Source organism: Klebsiella terrigena (genome assembly GCF_006539725.1).
Lineage (GTDB): Bacteria > Pseudomonadota > Gammaproteobacteria > Enterobacterales > Enterobacteriaceae > Klebsiella > Klebsiella terrigena.
Map to the genome: position 1 here is coordinate 81,035 of NZ_BJNO01000020.1, position 20,811 is coordinate 101,845.

22 protein-coding genes are annotated in these 20,811 nt (G+C 59.8%); 21 read left to right on the plus strand and 1 reads right to left on the minus strand.

Annotation, left to right across the window (positions count from 1 at the left end; all coding sequences use genetic code 11):
- Positions 1-25 precede the first annotated feature (25 nt).
- From RTE01_RS19990 to RTE01_RS20035, 10 genes are all read left to right on the plus strand, one after another.
- On the plus strand, positions 26-1,192 hold the full coding sequence (locus tag RTE01_RS19990) for an acyl-CoA dehydrogenase family protein (protein WP_115191962.1): 1,167 nt from the start codon (positions 26-28) through the stop codon (positions 1,190-1,192).
- 19 nt (positions 1,193-1,211) lie between these two features.
- A complete protein-coding gene (locus RTE01_RS19995) occupies positions 1,212-1,556 on the plus strand; it encodes a hypothetical protein (RefSeq protein ID WP_041147083.1) in 345 nt (114 codons plus the stop codon).
- Positions 1,557-1,559: 3 nt separating this feature from the next.
- On the plus strand, positions 1,560-2,087 hold the full coding sequence (locus RTE01_RS20000; protein ID WP_134527621.1) for a nuclear transport factor 2 family protein: 528 nt from the start codon (positions 1,560-1,562) through the stop codon (positions 2,085-2,087).
- Positions 2,088-2,110: 23 nt separating this feature from the next.
- Complete coding sequence (locus RTE01_RS20005) at positions 2,111-3,418, plus strand: aromatic ring-hydroxylating oxygenase subunit alpha (protein ID WP_174824245.1); 1,308 nt, start codon at positions 2,111-2,113, stop codon at positions 3,416-3,418.
- Positions 3,415-3,894 (plus strand): aromatic-ring-hydroxylating dioxygenase subunit beta, encoded by a 480-nt coding sequence (locus RTE01_RS20010; RefSeq protein ID WP_134527624.1) that lies wholly within the window; start codon positions 3,415-3,417, stop codon positions 3,892-3,894. Before RTE01_RS20005 ends, RTE01_RS20010 begins: the two co-directional genes overlap by 4 nt.
- Positions 3,895-3,901: 7 nt before the next feature.
- The gene (locus tag RTE01_RS20015) at positions 3,902-4,642 is read left to right on the plus strand and encodes an SDR family NAD(P)-dependent oxidoreductase (protein WP_041147087.1); all 741 of its coding nucleotides are present in this window, start codon (positions 3,902-3,904) and stop codon (positions 4,640-4,642) included.
- A 24-nt stretch (positions 4,643-4,666) separates the two neighbouring features.
- The gene (locus tag RTE01_RS20020) at positions 4,667-5,635 is read left to right on the plus strand and encodes a PDR/VanB family oxidoreductase (RefSeq protein ID WP_123552027.1); all 969 of its coding nucleotides are present in this window, start codon (positions 4,667-4,669) and stop codon (positions 5,633-5,635) included.
- An 11-nt stretch (positions 5,636-5,646) separates the two neighbouring features.
- A complete protein-coding gene (locus RTE01_RS20025; protein ID WP_115191958.1) occupies positions 5,647-6,153 on the plus strand; it encodes a flavin reductase in 507 nt (168 codons plus the stop codon).
- 123 nt (positions 6,154-6,276) lie between these two features.
- Positions 6,277-7,542, plus strand: a complete 1,266-nt coding sequence (locus RTE01_RS20030) for an MFS transporter (protein WP_041147090.1) — start codon at positions 6,277-6,279, stop codon at positions 7,540-7,542.
- A gap of 199 nt (positions 7,543-7,741) precedes the next feature.
- On the plus strand, positions 7,742-7,987 hold the full coding sequence (locus RTE01_RS20035; RefSeq protein ID WP_076945902.1) for a hypothetical protein: 246 nt from the start codon (positions 7,742-7,744) through the stop codon (positions 7,985-7,987).
- A gap of 90 nt (positions 7,988-8,077) precedes the next feature.
- Here the strand turns inward: RTE01_RS20035 and RTE01_RS20040 are convergent, their stop codons facing one another.
- Entirely contained in the window at positions 8,078-8,551 is a 474-nt protein-coding gene (locus tag RTE01_RS20040) for an Lrp/AsnC family transcriptional regulator (RefSeq protein WP_041147735.1), read from the minus strand.
- 151 nt (positions 8,552-8,702) lie between these two features.
- On the opposite strand from RTE01_RS20040, the gene RTE01_RS20045 reads away from it, so the two are divergent.
- The 11 genes from RTE01_RS20045 to RTE01_RS20095 all read left to right on the plus strand — a co-directional run bounded on the left by RTE01_RS20045 (position 8,703) and on the right by RTE01_RS20095 (position 20,675).
- A complete protein-coding gene (locus RTE01_RS20045; protein ID WP_041147092.1) occupies positions 8,703-9,314 on the plus strand; it encodes a LysE family translocator in 612 nt (203 codons plus the stop codon).
- A gap of 940 nt (positions 9,315-10,254) precedes the next feature.
- Positions 10,255-10,860: a tyrosine-type DNA invertase gene (locus RTE01_RS20050; protein WP_041147093.1), complete on the plus strand. Its 606-nt coding sequence runs from the start codon at positions 10,255-10,257 to the stop codon at positions 10,858-10,860.
- Positions 10,861-11,500: 640 nt separating this feature from the next.
- Positions 11,501-12,097: a tyrosine-type DNA invertase gene (locus RTE01_RS20055; RefSeq protein ID WP_123552024.1), complete on the plus strand. Its 597-nt coding sequence runs from the start codon at positions 11,501-11,503 to the stop codon at positions 12,095-12,097.
- Positions 12,098-12,593: 496 nt separating this feature from the next.
- Positions 12,594-13,142, plus strand: a complete 549-nt coding sequence (gene fimA, locus RTE01_RS20060; protein ID WP_045857312.1) for a type 1 fimbrial major subunit FimA — start codon at positions 12,594-12,596, stop codon at positions 13,140-13,142.
- A gap of 70 nt (positions 13,143-13,212) precedes the next feature.
- The gene (gene fimI, locus RTE01_RS20065) at positions 13,213-13,752 is read left to right on the plus strand and encodes a type 1 fimbrial minor subunit FimI (protein WP_041147095.1); all 540 of its coding nucleotides are present in this window, start codon (positions 13,213-13,215) and stop codon (positions 13,750-13,752) included.
- Between the two features lie 35 nt (positions 13,753-13,787).
- A complete protein-coding gene (locus tag RTE01_RS20070) occupies positions 13,788-14,513 on the plus strand; it encodes a fimbria/pilus periplasmic chaperone (protein WP_071844980.1) in 726 nt (241 codons plus the stop codon).
- 74 nt (positions 14,514-14,587) lie between these two features.
- Complete coding sequence (locus RTE01_RS20075; protein ID WP_134527627.1) at positions 14,588-17,224, plus strand: fimbrial biogenesis usher protein; 2,637 nt, start codon at positions 14,588-14,590, stop codon at positions 17,222-17,224.
- Positions 17,225-17,237: 13 nt separating this feature from the next.
- Positions 17,238-17,765, plus strand: a complete 528-nt coding sequence (gene fimF, locus RTE01_RS20080; RefSeq protein WP_123552145.1) for a type 1 fimbrial adaptor subunit FimF — start codon at positions 17,238-17,240, stop codon at positions 17,763-17,765.
- Positions 17,766-17,777: 12 nt separating this feature from the next.
- Positions 17,778-18,281, plus strand: coding sequence for a type 1 fimbrial minor subunit FimG (gene fimG / locus RTE01_RS20085; protein ID WP_041147097.1), 504 nt, complete (start codon positions 17,778-17,780; stop codon positions 18,279-18,281).
- A 17-nt stretch (positions 18,282-18,298) separates the two neighbouring features.
- A complete protein-coding gene (locus RTE01_RS20090; protein WP_041147098.1) occupies positions 18,299-19,204 on the plus strand; it encodes a fimbrial protein in 906 nt (301 codons plus the stop codon).
- Positions 19,191-20,675, plus strand: coding sequence for an EAL domain-containing protein (locus RTE01_RS20095; RefSeq protein ID WP_409372343.1), 1,485 nt, complete (start codon positions 19,191-19,193; stop codon positions 20,673-20,675). Before RTE01_RS20090 ends, RTE01_RS20095 begins: the two co-directional genes overlap by 14 nt.
- The last annotated feature ends 136 nt before the right edge of the window (positions 20,676-20,811 follow it).

Consider the following 20,811-nt stretch of genomic DNA (forward strand, 5'->3'; position numbering starts at 1 on the left):
CTTTAACTGGAAGAGGCTAAGTCGCATGTTACATTCATCTGCAATATCACGTGCGGAAAAGACGCTGCACGCCACGAATAGTGAATTAAGCGAACTTCTCGGCGATTTAAAAAAACGTAGCGAGGAATTTGAGCAGCAGAAATATATCTCCCACGATATTATTTCACGCTTTAAAAAGATTGGCGTTTACCGCGCGCTGGTGCCAAAACGCTACGGCGGCGACGAAATATCGCCGGCGGAATTCTGCCAGCTGGTGGAAACTATCGCCACCGCCGACGGCTCCGCCGGCTGGGTCGCCAGCTTCGGCATGAATCCGTTTTATCTCGGCGGCCTGCCGCTCGCAACCCTCGATGAGATCTACCGCCGCGGCCCGGACGTGGTCTTTGCCGGCGGCATTTTTCCACCGCAAAAAGCCGCCACCCTCGACGACGGCTTTCGCGTCAGCGGCCGCTGGAGCTTCGCCAGCGGCTGTACCGGGGCCGAGCTTATCGGCGTCGGCATCCTCCCGGACGACGGTTCGGCCCGCCCGCTGCCGCGTATCGCGGTGCTGCCCGCGGACCGCTTCACCATCGACCCGGTATGGAATAGCGTCGGCCTGGCGGGCACCGGCAGCCATGACGTGATCCTCAGCGACGCCTTTGTCCCGGCGGAGTGGACCTTTATCCGCGGCGGCGCGCTCAACCTCGACGGGGCGCTGTACCGCTACCCGGTGTTGTCGCTGGCCACCCAGGTGCTGTCCGTCGTCGCGCTGGGGATCGCCCGCGCCGCGCTGAGCGAAGTCTACGCCATCGCCGAGCGGCAAAGTTCGGTTACCGGCGCGCCCTGCCTCGCCGATCGCCAGTTTGCGCAGATGGAAATCGCCCACTGCGAGGCGGAGCTGCGCTCGGCGCGCTGCTGGTTCTACGACGCCATTGACGACGTCTGGCAGGCCATCCTGCGCGGCGATGAGCCCGGCGAAGCGGCCATCAACGCGCTGCGCCTCTCCTCCACGCATATTACCCGCGTCTCCTCCTCGGTCACCACCCGCGCGCTGAAGCTGGCCGGGATGCCGGGGATCGCCATGCGCAGCCCGCTGCAGCGCTACGCCCGCGACTCGATGGTCATCACCCAGCACGCCTTTATGGGCGAGCTGACCTATATCAATGCCGGCAACATGTTCTTCGGCCACCCGCCGCTGCCCGGCTACCTGTAACCCTATAAGGAGACTCACTATGATCCGCGTTTTATTCTGCATCGGCGTAAACCAGAACTTTTTTGACGCAACCCCGGAGGTGGGCAAGCAGGTGTGGGCCGCCTTCGGCGAAATGATGAACGGCATTGCCAACGTCGACGGCGTCACGGTCATCGGCAATATGGATGACGACCGGACGATGGTCGGGCCCTCAACCGGCTGGCCGTGGACCACCTACGTGCTGGCCGACGCGCGGGATTTCGAGGCGGTTACCGCCGCCTGCAATCTGTTTCGCAGCGTGCAGGTCGGCGGCGGCCCGGACCGGCTGTGGAAATATTGCAAAGTCGAAGCCCGTACCGGGCGAGAACTGATTATCCAGGCCTAGCCGATGAATACTATACACACGCTGCTGCAGCGGCTGAATAAGCTCGAAGCCGCCGACCAAATACGCCATCTCATCAGTCAATATATGCATTTATGCGATGACCTGAGCCATCCGGATATTGCCCGACAGATCGCCGACTTATTTAGCGAAGAGGCGGTTTGGGAAGGGGTTGGCGATTTATATCAAAGCAAGCTGGGGCGCTATTGCGGACGTCAGGAAATAGCCGAAATGATGGTGCGCTATATTAGCGAGCCCTCCCACTTCGCCATTAACGTCCACTACCTGACCGCGGAATATATCGATATCGACGCCGAGAATAGCGCCAGCGGACGCTGGAAAATGCTGCAGGCGTCCACCTTTCGCGCCGGCGGCTCGCATTTAAACAGCGCCGAGCTGGTGATTCGCTTTAAAAAAACGGATGAGCGCTGGCTGATTGAACATTTCACCACCCGAAACCTGTTCAGCCGCCCGGTTGACGGCTGGCACTCGCCCGCCGATCTGCCCGTACCCGCCAGAGAAGCACAAGAATAACGCCTGGAGATTGAGCAATGTCGATACCCGAAACGATCCCTGTTAAGAACCTCCTGCCCGGTGACTGCCCGGCCGCGCTGAGCGCGCTGGTGCAGTCAGACCGCGTGCATACTTCGCTGTACACCTCCAGCGACATCTTCGCCCTCGAGGTTGAAAAGATCTTTAACCGCACCTGGGTGTGGGTGGCCCATGAAAGCGAAGTCCCCGACGCGGGAAGCTTTAAGTCCGCCATGGTCGGCACCCAGCCGGTAATCGTGGTCCGCGATCGCAAAGGCGGGATTAACGTCCTGCTCAACCGCTGTCGCCACCGCGCCGCCACCGTCTGCGAACACCGCAGCGGCAAAACCAACGGCTTTACCTGCCCGTACCACGGCTGGGGCTACGGTCTGGACGGCGCCCTGCGCGGCGTTCCGCATCCGGAAAGCTACGGCGACACCCTCGAAAAGGACCAGCTTGGGATGGTGCGCCTGCGCACGGAGAGCTACGCCGGCATGATCTTCGCCAGCTTCAACCCGCAGATAGAGCCGCTGACCGACTTCCTCGGCCCGGCGATGAAGTGGATGGATCTGTTTATGAAACAGGGCGCCGGCTACCCGCTGCAGGCCACCACCGCCCACCGCTTCCGCTTCCCGGGCAACTGGAAGATCCAGCTGGAAAACACCACCGATGGCTACCACTTCCCCATCGTGCACAAGTCGTTCCTCAGCTCGGTCGATAAGCAAACGGAAGAGATGCTCAACTTCGTTGATGGCAAAGGTTTCGTCGAGGATCTCGGCAACGGCCACAGCGTGATGGTGATGATCCCTGAGCTTATCGATCTCGACGAAAATCTCGATGCGCCGATCCCCGAGCGCTTCCTCGAGCTGGCGCAGGGGCTGCGCGAAGAGGGGCATGAAGAGCAGCAGGTGCGGCGGATCGTTCGCGCGGTCGGCGGCAGCGGCTTCAACCTCAACCTGTTCCCCAACGTCGCCTGCTCCATGGCCTTCTTCCGCGTGCTGCAGCCGCTGTCGGTCGAGGAAACTGAAATTCACCACGTGGTGCTGACCATGAAGGACGGCCCGGCCATCGCTAACCAGGCCCGCCTGCGGATGCATGAGCACTTCCAGGGGCCGATGGGCTTCGGCACGCCGGATGACTCCGAGGCCTGGGAGCGCGTGCAGCGCGGCGGCGGCGCGGGCGGCGATCTGTGGATCATGCTCAACCGCGGCCTGCCGGGAGAAACACGCACCGCCGACGGCCTGCGCGGCGACGTCAGCGCCGAAACCGGCATGCGTGCCGCCTATCAGCAGTGGAAACGCTACATGACCGCAGAGAACAGGGGGCAAAAATGAACCCACAGCCGATCCTCAACGCCGCCGTTCACTTTATTAATCTCGAAGCGGACCTGCTCGATCAGGGCGAATTCCGCGAGTGGCTGACGCTTTGGCAGCCGCAGGGGATGTATATCATTCCCGTCGACCAGCAGGCTACCGACTTTGCCAACACCCTGAACTACGCCTACGACAACCAGGCCATGCGCGAAAAACGCGTGAACCGCCTGTATAGCGGGGAGTCTATCTCCACCACGCCGCGGGCACGCACCGTCCGCATGACCGGCCGCCATCGCCTGCTATCCGCCGACGAGCAGCGCGTGGAGATCCGCTGCGCCCAGTTCCTCTATGAATACCGCAAAGGCAACGAGCAGCACTATGTTGCCGACCTGAGCTACGTCCTCAAGCCGCAGGGCGAGACGTTCCTGATCGCGCAAAAGGTGGTCCGCCTGATTAACGGCGACGACTTCCTGCACAGCATTGGCTACATCCTGTGAGGTCCCTATGAAACGAAGCGTACTCGTGACCGGCGCCGCCAGCGGCCTCGGCCAGATCATCAGCCGCCACCTGTGGCAGCAGGGCTATCAGGTCGCCATGGCGGATCTCAGCCTTGAGGCCGCGCGCCTTAGCGCGCAGGAGATTGACCGCGGCGAAGCGCGCCTGCTGCCGCTGGCGCTGGATATTCGCCAGCCCGCGCAGTTCAGCGCCGCGCTGGAGCAGATCGGCGCGCGCTTTGGCGAACTGGACGTGCTGGTAAATAACGCCGCGCTCACCCTAACCACGCCGATCATGGAGATCTCGGTGGAGGAGTTCGACAGGGTGACCAGTACCAACCTGCGCGGCACCTTCCTCGGCTGCCAGATCCTCGGCCGCTACTTTAGCCAGCGCAAGAGGGGCAGCATTATCAACCTCGCCTCCCTCGCCGGGCAAAACGGCGGCACCGCCTCCGGCGCCCACTACGCGGCCTCGAAGGGCGGCATTTTGACCCTGACCAAAGTCTTCGCCCGCGCCCTGAGCGCCGACGGGGTTAGCGTCAACGCCATCGCTCCCGGCCCGCTGGATCTCCCCTCGGTACACGCCGCGGTGGGGGCCGACAAAATGCCGGCGCTGCTGGAGATGATCCCGATGAAGCGCCTCGGCGATCCGCTGCTGGTGGCCCGCGCGGTCGAGCTGCTGGCGGCTCCGTCCGCCACCTTTATCACCGGGGCGACCTGGGACATCAACGGCGGCATTTACATGCGCTAGGCCCCGCAAGGGGGGAGAACACAGATGGCTGAAACACTGATCGTCCGCGTCGCAGAACGCGAAATGCAGGGCACCGAGGTCGCGGTGCTGACGCTGGCTTCCGTCGACGGGAGCGCCCTGCCGCCGTTTAGCGCCGGGGCGCATATCGACCTTCACCTCGGCGATGGGATCGTGCGTCAGTACTCGCTGTGCGGCAGCGCCCATCACCCGCAGCAGTACCGTCTGGGGATCCTCAAGGATCGCGCCTCGCGCGGCGGGTCGCTGGCCGCCCATCGGCTGGCGGTGGGCGAGACGGTGATCGTTAGCCCGCCGCGCAACCTGTTTGCGCTCGACATGGAGGCCGAACACAGCCTGCTGATCGGCGGCGGGATCGGCATCACCCCCATGCTGGCGATGGCGGATACGCTGTTCCGCGCCGGGAAATCCTTTGAGATCCACTACTGCGGCCGCAGCCGGGAGAGCATGGCGTTTCTGCACGAGCTGGCGGACTGCCATTTCAGCGCCCACGTCCGGCTGCATATCAGCGATGAGGGGAACAAGGTGCGTCCCGCCGAGGTGCTGGCCGGGCACCATCGGACGGGACACCTCTACGTCTGCGGCCCGGAAGGCTTTATGACGTGGATAACCGATGCCGCGCGGAGCTGCGGTTTTAGCGCCGGGCAGCTGCATCAGGAGTATTTCAACCGCGAAGTCGAAACCGGCGGCGAGCGCTTTGAGGTCGAGGTGCCGGAGCTGGGCCTCACCGTCAGCGTCGCCGAGAAGCAGACCATCGTCGCCGCTCTGCAAGAGGCGGGGATTAAGGTCAAAGTCTCCTGCGAGCAGGGGGTCTGTGGCACCTGCCTCGCCAACGTCTGCGGCGGCGTGCCGGATCACCGCGACGAGTATTTAACCGCTGAAGAACGCGAAGATAATGACCAGATCCTGCTGTGCTGCTCGCGGGCCAAAAGCCCGCGTCTGGTTATCGAAGGCTTCGAATACGTCAAACTGAAATAACGGATACCGCTATGAACCTGACATCTGATTTCCGTAACGCCATGGCGCAGCTGGGCAGCGCCATTACCATTATCACCACCGACGGCCCGGCGGGACGCTTTGGCTTTACCGCCTCCGCCGTCTGCAGCGTCACCGATTCTCCGCCCACCCTGCTGGTGTGCATGAACCGCTCCTCCTTCGCCCATAGCAAATTTAAAGAGAACGGCGTTCTGTGCGTCAACGTGCTCTCCGCACGGCATCAGGCGCTTTCCGCAATCTTTGCCAACAGCCAGCTGCGTTCGGAGGAGCGTTTTCAGCACGAGCAGTGGCTGACGCTGGAAACCGGCTCGCCGGCGCTGGCCTCCGCCGTCGCCAGCGTCGACTGCACGATTAGCGCCAGCCATGAGGTCGGCAGCCACAGCGTGTTTTACTGCGAGGTCCGCCAGATTCGCCAGGACCAGCCCGGCGACGGCCTGGTGTGGTTTAACCGCCGGTTTCATACCCTTAGCGCCGAGGCCCTCAGCCAGGCTGCGCCATAACTAAAAAATAGCCCATCGCGACGTTTACCCGGCGCCCGCTCGCTGGCGCCCACTTTCACCTGTAGTGGAGTTCACGCAATGTCCGGAGCTGCGAACGATATGACGCCAGGCAAGCCGCAATCAATGCGCAAACTGATTATTGGCTCTTTTCTCGGTAACTCACTGGAGTGGTACGATTTCTTTCTCTACGGCACGGCGGCGGCGCTGGTTTTCGGCCCGCTGTTCTTTCCGGCAACCGACGATCCTTTGCTCGGCGCGTTTCTGGCGCTATCCGGCTTCGCCATCGGCTTTATCGCCCGACCGCTGGGCGGCATCGCCTTCGGGCATCTGGGCGATAAGTACAGCCGAAAAATGACGCTGATAATCACCCTGACGCTGATGGGCGCCAGCACCTTTCTGATCGGCCTGCTGCCAACCTACGAGCATATCGGCATTCTGGCGCCGATTGCCCTGATCAGCCTGCGCTTCGTGCAGGGCGTGGCTTCCGGCGGGGAATGGGGCGGCGGCGTGCTGATGCTGAGCGAGAACGCGCCGGAAAGCCAGAAGGGCTACTACACCGCCTGGAGCCAGGTGGGGGTTTCCGGCGGCTTTGTGCTCTCCTCCCTCGCCTTCTACCTGGTGCAGCTGCTACCCCAGGAGGATGTGCTGGCCTGGGCATGGCGTATTCCGTTCCTGCTGAGCCTGTTTATTTTCCTCGTTGGGGTCTATATCCGGCGCAACATCGAGGAGAACGCCGAGTTCGTTGCCCGTAAAACGCAGCCGACGGAGCAGCCTCTGCCGGTGCTGGCCGCCTTTAAACATCACCCGAAAGCCATTTTACAGGCCATCGGCCTGCGGCTGGCGGAGAACGGCGCGGTCTACATCTTTTTCACCTTCTCGGTGGTCTACTGCAAGCATATCGGCATCGATACCAGCCAGACCATTGCCGCCGTCACCATCGCCATGGCGGTGGAGATCGCCACCATCCTCGGCTGGGGCTGGCTGTCGGACCGCATCGGGCGCAAAAAAGTCTACTATGCCGGGGTGATCGGGATGGCGCTGGTGGCCTTCCCCTTCTTCTGGCTGCTGCAAATGCACAGCTTCCCGGCGATCCTGCTGGCGATGCTGCTGGCGCTGCCGGTCTGCCACGGGGCGATGATCGCCGCCCAGCCGTGCATGATGGTGGAGCTCTTTCCGGTGGAGGTGCGCTATACCGGCCTGGCGCTGGGGCATGAAATCGGCGCGGTGATCTCCGGCGGCATTAGCCCGATGCTGGCGGTCGCCTTCCTGATGACGTGGGACAGCTACGTGCCGATCGCCCTGATGCTGCTCACCTTCGCCCTGCTGGCGCTGCTGGCTCTGATGAGCATCCGCCAGCCCGCCGCGCGCCGTCAGCAGCAGACGGCATAGCGAAATTACCGTTCGGCGTCATAGGCTTAGCGGCCGTTGACGCCACCTTCGCCGACTGAGGGTCCGTTCAAATTTAATTTTAAACAAACTATTTGATAACAAAGCACTTTTTACGACAGCGAAAAAATATTCCCCGGTCACAATAGCGGTTAAATATTATTCATATGTCGGTTTGTTTTTTTATTTGAAGGGCTAGTTTATGAAAAAAATCATTCTCTCTCTGGTCACCGCCGCGCTGCTGCTGCCCGCGCTCTCCGCCCACGCAACCTACCGCAGCGATAACCGCCAGGACGCTCGCGATATCCGCCAGGACTCGCGCCAGGACGGGCGAGAGACCAAACAGCAGTGCGTAAGAGACGACAACAAAAGCAACGCCGGCTGCCGCCAGGATAAGCGCGAGAACCGTCGCGACGGCCGCCACGATGCGCGCAACGAGAAGTGGTAGGCTAAGCGCCGCCCGACGGGCGCGACCGCGCGCCCGTTGATCTCCCCGCCGCATCCCTCTCTCCTCTTCCTCAGCAGGCTTTCAACGGCGCTATCGCGACGGGTTCAGGCTCTCCAGCGGAAAAGGACGATCCTGCACCACGGTTTTCATCACCAGGGTCGATCGCAGGTGCTGAACGCCGGGCATCGCGGAGAGCTTGTCATCGTATAGTTTCTGGAACGCCGGCAGATCGCGGGTCACCACGTGCATCAAATAATCCGGATCGCCGAACAGGCGCTGCGCCAGCACGATCTGCGGGATCTCTTCGACCGCCTCTTCAAACGCGCTCACCGCCCGCTTATCTCCCTCTTTTAAGGTGGCAAAGACGATCGCCATAAAGTTAAAGCCCATCTTTACCGGATCCAGGCTCGCGCGATAGCCGGCGATGGTCCCGTCCTGCTCCAGCGCGCGCAGCCGCCGATGGCACGGCGAAAGGCTGAGATTGACCCGCTCCGCCAGTTCGGTTATCGAGAGGCGGCCATCGGCCTGCAGCTCGGCAAGAATTTTTCGATCTATGCTGTCCATTTGGAAGATTTTCACTTTTAAAAGGGGTTTTAAGCATAACATTGAAAGCTCATTGCGCATCATTCCCGATATTCTTGCGGGTAACTTTTCGCAAGAGTTTGAGCGCAATCGCCATGCACAATGGATCCAACCACGGTGGGGAGAGCCCGCTATGGAAATGAGTTTTATCGCGAGCTTCTGGCTGGTCTCTTTTCTGCTGATCGTCACGCCGGGGGCCGACTGGGCTTACGCCATCAGCGCCGGGATCGACGGGCGACGGGTGGTGCCTGCGGTGGCAGGACTGATGTCCGGGCATCTGCTGGCCACCCTCGTGGTGGTTGCCGGGGTTGGGGTGCTGATCGCCGGACATCCGCTGGCGCTGTCGGCCATCACGCTGCTGGGCGCGGGCTATCTGCTGTGGCTCGGTATCGGAATTTTACGCCATCCGTCGGCACCGTCGGCCGCCGAAGGGCGGACGGATAGCTGGCAGGGCTGGGCGATAAAAGGGCTTTGCATTAGCGGCCTGAATCCAAAAGTCTTTCTTTTGTTTCTCGCCCTGCTGCCGCAGTTTACCGATCCGCACGGCAGCTGGTCGGTGGCGATGCAGATGTCGGCGCTGGGCTGCCTGCACCTGATAACCTGCACGGTTATCTATTTGCTGGTCGGCTACGGTTCGAAAACGGTATTAGGCGCTCGCCCCCTGGCGGCGCAAAGGGTCAGCGTCGTTTCCGGCATCATCATGGTGATAATTGCCCTGTTCTTATTCTACGAGCAGCTAAAATAACCGTGCCGCGCGGGCGAAAAAGGATCAATATTGCCCCGAGCGTTTAATCCCTGAGGCCGTGGCGTGAATTTATCGCGCAGCGGCCAGCGCTATTTCCGTCAGCCTTCCGAGGTGGATCCCGCGTCATGAAATAGCCTGTAAAGCGGATCAAACATCGCGTTTCAGGTGCGAGTAATAATCACTTCAAAAAACCCGATAAAACCAGCACGCTTATTCCGGCGTAAAACAACTGGCACCAAAATTCCAGATGGCTCCAAAAAATTCCAAACAAACCGTAAACAAGATGAGCGGCTGGCTCAGCGACGCCGCGAGAGTTTCCTCCTCACCAACGGCGTAAATAATTGACCGCCGGCGCCACACATATCGCTTTACTTATTATTACTATTCTCCGCCTGAAATTTGCAGTATGGTTTAGGCGCTGTTGTAGTGATGCAGTCAATGCTATCCGGCGTGGATATCGTTCTTCGCAAGCTGCGGGACATTTACGCAATATTCATCTGCGGTACGCGGCCTGAACTCTCCGTCATGGAATGATGGCAAGCCCGCCGGGAGTTTAATTATTACAGTACTATGAGTCAGCAGAGACCCCGACCCATAGCCTATGCCTCTCTATTTATAGAGCGCATAATCAGGAGAAAAGCAGGATGAACCGGACGCTAAAGCCACCAGGAAAAACGTATTATTTCAAAGAGATAAAAACATCATCCGTCACTCTCAATGAAGCCATCGCGCCCCGAACGCGGGGATACTTTCTGCTTCACTCATTATCGCAAACGTAATGAACTGGCCCGGCAGAAATATATGCTGGAATACTTTTCCTGCGCCCTAAAAGTACAGCGGAAAGGTAAAATTAACGATTAAACATTACAGTCGGATGTAAAAACTGGCCTGCTGACGATGGCCAGAACGTAATGTATGCCTGCAATTAAAAGGGATGATAATGAAAAACAATACCGATATCAAAAAAAGGAACTTCCTGACTCAAGCCGAAATAGAGTCGCTGTTGAAAGCAGCCAATACGGGAACGCATGCCGCGCGTAACTACTGCCTGACGTTATTGTGTTTTATTCACGGACTGCGCGCCAGTGAAATATGCCGCCTGCAAATATCCGATATCGACCTCCGTTCAAAATGTATTTATATTCATCGTCTGAAAAAAGGATTCTCTACTACCCACCCGTTACTGAATAAAGAAATTCAGGCATTAAAAAACTGGCTGGAGATCCGTAGCAGCTATCCCGATAGCGACAGCGAGTGGCTATTTTTGTCACGTAAAGGTAATCCCCTTTCTCGCCAGCAGTTTTACCAAATTATTTCGTCATCCGGAGACCATGCCGGACTGTCGCTGGAAATACATCCGCATATGCTCCGCCACTCCTGTGGATTTGCGTTAGCCAATATGGGAATCGATACGCGATTAATCCAGGACTATCTCGGACATCGTAATATCCGCCATACCGTCTGGTACACCGCCAGTAACGCCGGGCGCTTTTACGGTATCTGGGACAACGCGAAAGAGAAGCAGCGCGTTAGCCTTATCCAGTAATCTCCGCCAACGCCAGGGAGGGCGTTGTCATGTGCCGCCGCCGCGGGAAACATTAATAAATATTAACCATGCATTAATTGCGATTAATGTTCCCGCAAGTTCTTATTTCAACAATAAACAAGCAAATCGCGATATCCCTGTATATATTCCGGATATCCGTTCGCTATTTATAACCGCGCGTAACGATTGCCACCTATTGGACCAGGAAGGCGCGGAATCATCCGCGCGGTAGCGGGGGGATGATGCGCGATGCACGCCCCGCAGGGCGCGGAAACTCCGGGCACTGCACCGGCGCTGGCGAGGGCAAAGCGGGACAATAAAATAGCCCGGCGCACGCGTTTTAAATGCTTGCGAACTATTTTTTCATCTATCATATCGCCCGCAATAACTTTTTCCCTTTTGATTTTATGAACCTGGCAACGATTGCCGGCGGCTCTATTGTGGTATTGAATAAAATCCATAAAAATAAGAATTATCGCGTGGCGCTATTTTCGCTATGTGTAAATGTAATGTGATCGCCTTTTTGAAATTAAATACCTTCATATAATACGGTTTTAACATCGCGGATTATTTTTTCATCAGCCTGAACGTTTTTTCAGGCTGAGGTTCTGGTGTAAATAAAATACAGGAGCAATGTATTGTGAATCGACGTCGTTTTCTTACCGGTAAAGAAGTTCAGGCTATGATGCTGGCCGTTCGCCACGGGCCCACCGGCGAACGTGATTATTGTCTTATCCTGCTGGCGTTTCGCCACGGCATGCGCATCAGTGAACTACTCAACCTGCACTACCGCGATCTTGACCTCAGCGAGGGGCGCATCAACGTCCGCCGGCTGAAGAACGGATTTTCAACCATCCACCCGCTGCGCTTTGACGAACTGGAGGCCATTGAGCGCTGGACCCGGGCTCGCGCCGGCTGGAAGGCCGCGCAAAGCACCGACGCTATTTTTATCTCCCGCCGCGGCACCCAGCTCTCACGGCAGCAGGCGTATCGTATTATCCGCAGCGCCGGCGAAGAGGCCGGAACCGCCACCCACACCCATCCGCACATGCTGCGCCACGCCTGCGGCTACGAGCTCGCCGAAAGAGGGACAGATACGCGTTTGATTCAGGATTATCTGGGACATCGCAATATTCGCCATACGGTACGCTATACCGCCAGCAACGCGGCGCGTTTTGCCGGATTATGGGAAAGAAATAATTTGCTGGATAAAAGTATCCCTGAGCAGAAGAAATAAATTATTACTTTGATAAATAAGATAAATTTCGTGAATGAATAGGTCAATTGGGGCCAAACTGTTTATATCATAAAAATGTTTTGTAATCTTTTGCAACCGGCAAGTGCATATATTTCCAAAAATAATAAATATCTAATTGATTAAAAACACTTTTTACTCCGACATTTATTTACTTTCATTTCCATCCGATTCATAACCTCGCCTTGTCCTCTCCGCTGACTCAGCCACTCCGTATACGCTACTAAAAATAAAAATCCAGCATAAAAAACCACAAAAAAGAATACCAAAGAACTTTAAGTTCAAAAATACGCCTTAAAACCCCCTAATTTCAGCACTTTAATCCAATGAGTCAAAATGGCCCCAATTGACTCATCGTTGGGGCAAAAACTGAGCAGAGCCGGCAGTCGGACCATTCGGCTGACATATGGAATGCCTGGAAGGCACAAAGACTGCCAATTTCGGTTCGTAATATCGACATTGTTTAAAGGAAAACAACATGAAAATCAAAACACTGGCAATCGTTGTTCTGTCAGCCCTGTCCCTGAGCTCCGCGGCGGCTTTAGCCGATACCACCACGGTAAACGGCGGGACAGTGCATTTTAAAGGGGAAGTGGTCAACGCAGCCTGTGCAGTAGACGCCGGCTCTATCGATCAAACCGTGCAGCTGGGCCAGGTGCGTTCAGCCAAACTCGCTACCGCGGGCAGCACCAGCTCCGCCGTTGGTTTCAACATCCAGCTGGACGACTGCGATACGACCGTTGCGACTAAAGCCTCCGTTGCCTTCTCCGGTACCGCGGTCGATAGCACCAACACCACCGTACTGGCGCTGCAAAACTCTGCAGCTGGCGGCGCAACTAACGTTGGCGTCCAGATCCTCGACAGCACCGGCACCGCGCTGGCGCTCGACGGCGCAACCTTCGGTGCTGCCACCACGCTGAACGACGGCACCAACATCATTCCGTTCCAGGCTCGCTACTACGCGACCGGCGCAGCAACTGCCGGTACCGCTAACGCCGACGCGACCTTCAAAGTTCAGTACGAGTAATTCACCATCACGCACGGATGCTCGTCGGGCCAGGAAGGCCCGTTATCCATACAGGACTGGGGTAATCACGATGCAAGGAATGAAATCAGGTCTGCTGATCGTTTTGCTGCCGCCGCTGGCGCTGGCCGGTAACCAGTGGAACGTCACCCTGCCCGGCGGCAGCATGCGTTTCCAGGGCGTGATCATCGCCGAATCCTGCCGCGTGGAAGCAGGCGACCGTCAGCTGACGGTCGAGATGGGGCAAATCAGCAGCAATCGGTTTCATTCAGCAGGCGAAGATACTCACCCCGTTCCTTTCGCTATCCATCTGCAGGATTGCAACACCGCGGTCAGCCAGCGGGTGGGAGTGACCTTTCACGGCGTTGCTGACGGCAAAAATCCGGACGTGCTCTCGGTGGGCGAAGGCCCAGGCATCGCGACCGGCGTCGGCGTGGCGCTGTTTGACAGCGAGGACCATCCGATCCCGCTCAATAGTCCACCGGCGGCCTGGTCACGGCTGTATACCGGACCGACCACGCTACATTTTGTCGCCAAATATCGGGCGACCGGACGTCAGGTGACCGGCGGAGCCGCGAACGCTCAGGCCTGGTTTGCTTTGACCTATCAGTAACCAGCCAGCAGGCATACCGGATACAGGAATCAACGGTGAGTATAAAAGGGGAAAACGTGAGAAAGAGACTGGGGATGACACAAAGCCTGGTGGCAGGCTTTTTGATGATCGCCACCGCCGGGTTTAGCACCGCTGCCGATGCGGGCGTGGCGCTGGGAGCCACCAGGGTTATCTATCCTGCCGGGCAAAAGCAGGTCCAGCTGGCGGTAACCAACAACGATGACAACAGCACCTATCTGATTCAGTCGTGGGTAGAAAATGCCGACGGTCAGAAGGACGGACGGTTTGTTATCACCCCGCCGCTGTTCGCCATGCAGGGTAAAAAAGAGAACACCCTGCGGATCATTGACGCCACCAACAATCAGCTGCCGCAGGATCGCGAAAGCCTGTTCTGGATGAACGTTAAGGCGATCCCGTCGATGGATAAATCGAAGCTCAGCGACAATACCCTGCAGCTGGCGATTATCAGCCGCATCAAGCTCTACTATCGCCCGGCTAAGCTGGCACTCTCGCCGGATCAGGCGACGGAGAAGCTGCGCTTTCGCCGCAGCGCAAACACCCTCACGCTGATTAACCCTACCCCTTACTACCTGACGGTGACCGAACTCAACGCCGGAACACGGGTGCTGGAAAACGCGCTGGTTCCGCCAATGGGTGAAGCCTCGGTGAAGCTACCGCCGGGCGCCGGCAGCGAGATCTCCTGGCGGACGATTAACGACTACGGCGCGCTGACCCCGCGGATGAAGGGCGTCGCGCAATAGCTACGGGGAAACCAGCGTTATCCCCTGAAATATAATAAGAACTGACAGCCGGGCGACTTCGGACCGGAGGGATTATGTCACATCTGAAATATGGACCGAACCGTTTGGTTTCTCCCCGCACCCGGCGTCATGCCCCGCGTTTTGCGGGGCCGCTGGTGCAGTTCCCGCTGCTGCTTGCGCTGGCCACTCTGGCCTTTTCCGCGCGGGCGGAGCTCTATTTTAACCCGCGTTTTTTGGCTGACGATCCGGCGGCGGTGGCGGACCTCTCGAACTTCGAGAAGGGACAGGAGGTGCCGCCCGGCACCTATCGGGTCGATATTTATCTGAACAACGGCTTTATGACCACCCGCGACGTGACCTTTAAGGCCGGGGAAGAGGATCATCGCCTCGCGCCCTGCCTGACCCGTGGCCAGCTGGCGAGCATGGGCGTCAACACGCCCGCCGTGGCGGGAATGGAGACGCTGGCCGCCGACGCCTGCGTACCGCTCGCTGCCCTGATCAAAGAGTCCACCAGCCGCTTCGACGTCGGCCAGCAGCGCCTGTACCTGACCATTCCCCAGGCCTTTATGGGCAACCGCGCGCGCGGCTATATTCCCCCTGAACTCTGGGATGACGGAATTAACGCCGGGCTGCTGAACTACAACTTCACCGGCAACAACGTGCACAACGATATTGGCGGCAGCAGCAATTATGCCTACCTGAATCTGCAAAGCGGCCTCAACCTCGGTGCCTGGCGCCTGCGCGATAACACCACCTGGAGCTACAGCAGCGGCGGCGGTTCATCGAGCAACGAAAATAAGTGGCAGCACGTCAACAGCTGGCTGGAGCGGGATATTGTCCCTCTGCGCTCGCGCCTGACGCTCGGCGACAGCTACACCAACGGCGACGTGTTCGACGGCATCAACTTCCGCGGCGCCCAGCTGGCCTCTGACGACAATATGCTGCCGGACAGCCAGAAAGGCTTCGCCCCGGTCATCCACGGGATTGCCCGGGGAACGGCGCAGGTCTCGATCAGGCAAAACGGCTACGAAATTTACCAAAGCACGGTGCCGCCCGGACCGTTCACCATCAACGACCTCTATGCCGCAGGTAACGGCGGCGATCTGCAGGTCACCATCAAAGAGACCGACGGCACCCGCCAGGTCTTCACCGTGCCGTGGTCAACGGTGCCGGTGCTGCAGCGCGAGGGTCATTCGCGCTTCGCCCTGACGGCGGGGGAATACCGCAGCGGCAACGACCAGCAGGAGAAGCCGAAATTCTTCCAGGGAACGCTGCTTCACGGCCTGCCGGCGGGCTGGACGCTGTACGGCGGCTCCCAGCTGGCCGACCGCTACCGCGCCTTTAACCTCGGCGTCGGTAAAAACATGGGCGAGTTCGGCGCCGTGTCGCTGGACGTGACCCAGGCAAACGCCACCCTGCCGGACGACAGCAACCATCAGGGGCAGTCGCTGCGCTTCCTCTATAACAAATCGCTTAACGAAATCGGCACCAATATTCAGCTGGTCGGCTACCGCTACTCCACGCGGGGCTACTACAGCTTTGCCGATACCACCTATAGCCGGATGAGCGGCTACGACGTCGAGACCCAGGACGGCGTTATCCAGGTGAAGCCCAAATTCACCGACTACTACAACCTCGCCTACAGCAAACGCGGCCGGGTGCAGGCCAGCGTCACCCAGCAGCTGGGGCGCACCGCCACGCTCTATATGAGCGGCAGCCATCAGACCTACTGGTCAACCGGCAAGGCGGACCAGCAGCTGCAGGCCGGGCTCAACGCCGCGGTGGACGATATCAACTGGACGCTGAGCTACAGCCTGACCAAAAACGCCTGGCAGCAGGGGCGCGACCAGATGCTGGCGGTCAACGTCAACATTCCGTTCAGCCACTGGCTGCGCTCGGACAGCAAATCCGCGTGGCGTCACGCCAGCGCCAGCTACAGCATGTCGCACGACCTCGACGGCCGGATGACCAACCTCGCCGGGCTCTACGGCACCCTGCTGGAGGATAACAACCTCAGCTACAGCGTGCAGACCGGCTACGCAGGTGGCGGCGCCGGCAGCAGCGGCGGCACGGGCTATACCGCTCTGAACTACCGCGGCGGCTACGGCAACGCCAACGTCGGCTACAGCCGCAGCGACGGCTTTAAGCAGCTCTACTACGGCGTCAGCGGCGGCGTGCTGGCCCACGCCAACGGCGTGACCTTAAGCCAGCCGCTGAACGACACGGTGGTGCTTATCAAAGCGCCCGGCGCGGAGAAGGTGAAGGTGGAGAATCAGACCGGCGTGCGCACCGACTGGCGCGGCTACGCGGTGCTGCCTTACGCCACCGAGTACCGGGAGAACCGGGTGGCGCTGGATACCAACACCCTCGCCGACAACGTCGATCTTGACGACGCCGTGGTTAGCGTGGTGCCAACCCATGGCGCGATCGTCCGCGCCGACTTCAAGGCCCACGTCGGGATGAAACTGCTGATGACCCTCACCCGCAACGGCAAGCCGGTGCCGTTCGGCGCCATGGTGACCTCGGCGAGCAATCAGAGCGGCAGCATTGTCGCCGATAACGGCCAGGTCTACCTCAGCGGGATGCCGCTGGCCGGCCGGGTGCAGGTGAAGTGGGGAGACGGGCCGGATGCCGGCTGCGTAGCCGAGTATCGTCTGCCGCCGGAGAGCCAGCAGCAGGCGCTCAGCCAGCTCTCCGCCGTGTGCCGCTAAGGAAAGGATCATGATGACAAAATCGTTCTATTTGCTGCTGGCCGTGCTGTCGCTTGCCGTCGCCAACGCGTGCGCCGCCGACAGCACCATCACCATCAGCGGCTACGTGCGGGATAACGCCTGCGCGGTGGCGGGAGAATCAAAGGATTTTACCGTCGACCTGCTGGATAACGCCGCCAAACAGTTTCATGCCGTCGGCGCCACCACGCCCGCGGTGCCGTTTCGCATCGTCCTGTCGCCCTGCGGCAGTTCGGTCACCGCGGTGAAGGTGGGCTTTATTGGGGTGGCGGATAGCGTCAACACCAGCCTGTTAAAGCTGGACAGCGGCGCGTCGGCCGCGGCGGGCATGGGGGTGCAGATCCTCGATACGCAGCAGGCGATGCTGCCGCTGAACGCCGCCTCCTCGGCGATAGCCTGGACCACCCTGACGCCGGGGCAGACCAATACCCTGAACTTTTACGCCCGCCTGATGGCGACCCAGGTCCCGGTTACCGCCGGACACGTTAACGCCACAGCGACCTTTACGCTGGAATTTCAGTAACCGGAGGCTGAGATGAAATGGACTCCCCCAGGCTGGCTGGTAGCCGGCGCGCTGCTCATGGCCGCCTCCTCGCTGCAGGCCGCCGACGTCACCATCACCGTAAACGGCAAGGTGGTGGCCAAACCGTGCACGGTGTCGACCACCAACGCCACCGTCGAACTCGGCGATCTCTACACCTTCAGCCTGGTCTCGGCGGGGGCCGCTTCGGCGTGGCACAGCGTGGCGCTCGATTTAAGCAACTGCCCGATTGGCACCTCGCGGGTGGTCGCCACCTTCAGCGGCACCGCGGACGGCACCGGCTATTACAAAAACCAGGGCACCGCCGGCAATATCCAGCTCGAGCTGCAGGACAGCGGCGGCACCACGCTGAACAACGGCGCCACTCAATCGGTGCAGGTCGATGACGCCACCCAGTCCGCCCGTTTCCCGCTGCAGGTCAGGGCGCTGACGGTGAACGGCGGCGCCACCCAGGGAACCATTCAGGCGGTGATTAACGTCACCTACACCTACGCCTGAATCAGGAGAGTACGTTTATGAAAAAAATAGTCACCCTGCTGGCCGCGCTGGCGATGATGGGCTGGTCGGTTAACGCCTGGTCCTTCGCCTGTAAAACCGCCAGCGGACAAACCATCCCCATCGGCGGCGGCAGCGCCAACGTCTACGTCAATCTCGCGCCTGCGGTCAGCGTCGGGCAGAACCTGGTGGTCGACCTCTCGACGCAGATTTTCTGCCATAACGATTATCCGCAGACCATCACCGACTACGTCACCCTACAGCGCGGCTCAGCCTACGGCGGCGTGCTATCGAGCTTCTCCGGTACCGTAAAATACAACGGCAGCTCCTATCCGTTCCCGACCACCACGGAAACCTCGCGGGTGATTTACGACTCGACCACCGATAAGCCGTGGCCAACCGTGCTCTACCTGACGCCGGTCAGCACCGCCGGCGGGATCGCCATTACCTCCGGGTCGCTGATCGCCGTGCTGATCCTCCACCAGACCAACAACTACAACGGCGACTCCTACCAGTTCGTCTGGAACATTTATGCCAATAACGACGTGGTGGTGCCGACCGGCGGCTGCGACGTCTCCGCCCGCGACGTGACGGTAACGCTGCCGGACTATCCCGGTTCGATGGCGGTGCCGCTGACGGTGCACTGCGCGCAGAACCAGACGCTGGGCTACTACCTGTCGGGCACCACCACCGGCTCCGGCAACGCCATTTTCACCAATACCGCCTCCGCCTCGCCGGCGCAGGGGATCGGCGTGCAGCTGACCCGCGGCGGCACGGCGGTGTCCGCCAACAGCCCGGTATCGCTGGGTACGGTCGGCACCTCGCCGGTGAGCCTTGGGCTGACGGCCGAGTACGCGCGCACCAGCGGGCAGGTCACCGCCGGCAACGTGCAGTCGATTATCGGGGTGACGTTTGTCTACCAGTAGGGCGCCACTCCCGCCGCCGGCCCCGGCGGTGGAGTGCATACTCTCACCCTGTTCGATGGCCGCGGAGGGGCTCTCTTCGCTGATCGGCGCGGGCGGGCGGCGGCCGACGTTTTTATCCCCTCAGGCCCATGACGCGCCGTCGCTGCCCGACCCGACGGCCTTCAGGCGGATCGTGGTGTTTCTACCCGACGACCCTTTCTGGCTGCTGTTCACCCTGCGCCAGGCGGCGCTGCTGCTCGACCGCAGCGCCAGCGCGCTGCCGATGCTGATCCTCAGCCGCAGCCCCGCCGGCTGGCTGTGGCAAACGCTGCTGCACCTGGTAGGCAACCGCCGCCGTCTTGCCGCCGTCAAAACCGTCGCCTCCGACCTGCCCTGCCGGCAGCTGGCCTCGCTGCTGAGCCAGCCTGCGCCGGACTACCCTTCGCTGGAGACGCTGGCCTGTGAGGAGGCGACCGCGCGCGGTATTCCCCCGACGGGCCTGAGCAAACCCGAGTTCAACGCCGCGCTGGACTGGCTGCGCGGATACAGCATTACTCGCCAGGCCGAGCTGCGGGGCGTGAGCCATAAAACCCTCTATAACCAGAGACTGTCAGGACTAAAAAAGATGGTGGAACAGCATCCTCATCTGGCGAACCGCTTCCCCGGAGGCCAGGCAAAAGGGCAAAAGGCGCAGGCGTTCGCCACGCTTTCGGCGTTTGAGCGCGAGTTCGTGCACGCGATCCACTGTCGGCAGGTGTTTCCGGTATTCCAGCCCATTACCGATGGCCGGCTAATGCTCAAGGGTATCGAGGTGCTGTCGCGCTGGCGGCGCAACGGCAGCGTGCTGCTGCCCGGCGAGTTTCTGCCGCTGGTGCGCGCGGAATATGCCTGGCTGCTGCTGACCGCCTTTGCGCTGCGGGAAGCGGTTCAGGGCATCAACCAGCATCGCGGGGAGTACTACTTCTCGGTGAACGTTCCGCCGGTTATCGCCGGGCATGACAACCTCATGCGGATGATGGAGGCGGCCCGCCAGCAGCTGGGCGATCCGCGCTGGGCGGAGAGGCTGGTACTGGAATTTGCCGAAACCGTCGATCTCAACCGCCAGGGCAAGATCGGCAGCAATATCGTGAAATTACAGCAGCAGGGCTTTCGCATTATGCTCGACGACTGCTTTTCACAAAGCAGCGTGATGTTTCCGGTCCGCGCGGTGCGCTTTAGCGAGTACAAGCTCGACATGAGCATCGTGAATGATTTCCAGCACGACGCCCACGCGCTGGCGCTGGTAAAAAGCCTGATCTACTACTGCCAGCTAACCGGCAGCCGCTGCGTTGCCGAGGGGGTGGATAGCCTGGAAAAGCTCAATATGCTGAAGGCGCTGGGGATCGACAGGTTTCAGGGCTATCTGATCTCGCCCCCGGTCACTCGCGAAAACCTCGACGATATTATTCAACGCTTTTCGCCGGGGCGATACGCCACGCCCGTTGCCGGATAGAACGCGTTTCCTGCTGAAATCACAGCGGTTTATGTCGATTTCCACCCTCCACTCTCCTGCGTCCCGGCAGGGGGTGCGCGCTTTTTCGGAATATGCCTGGTTCCCTTTCCTTGACAAAAATTGAACAATTTTACAC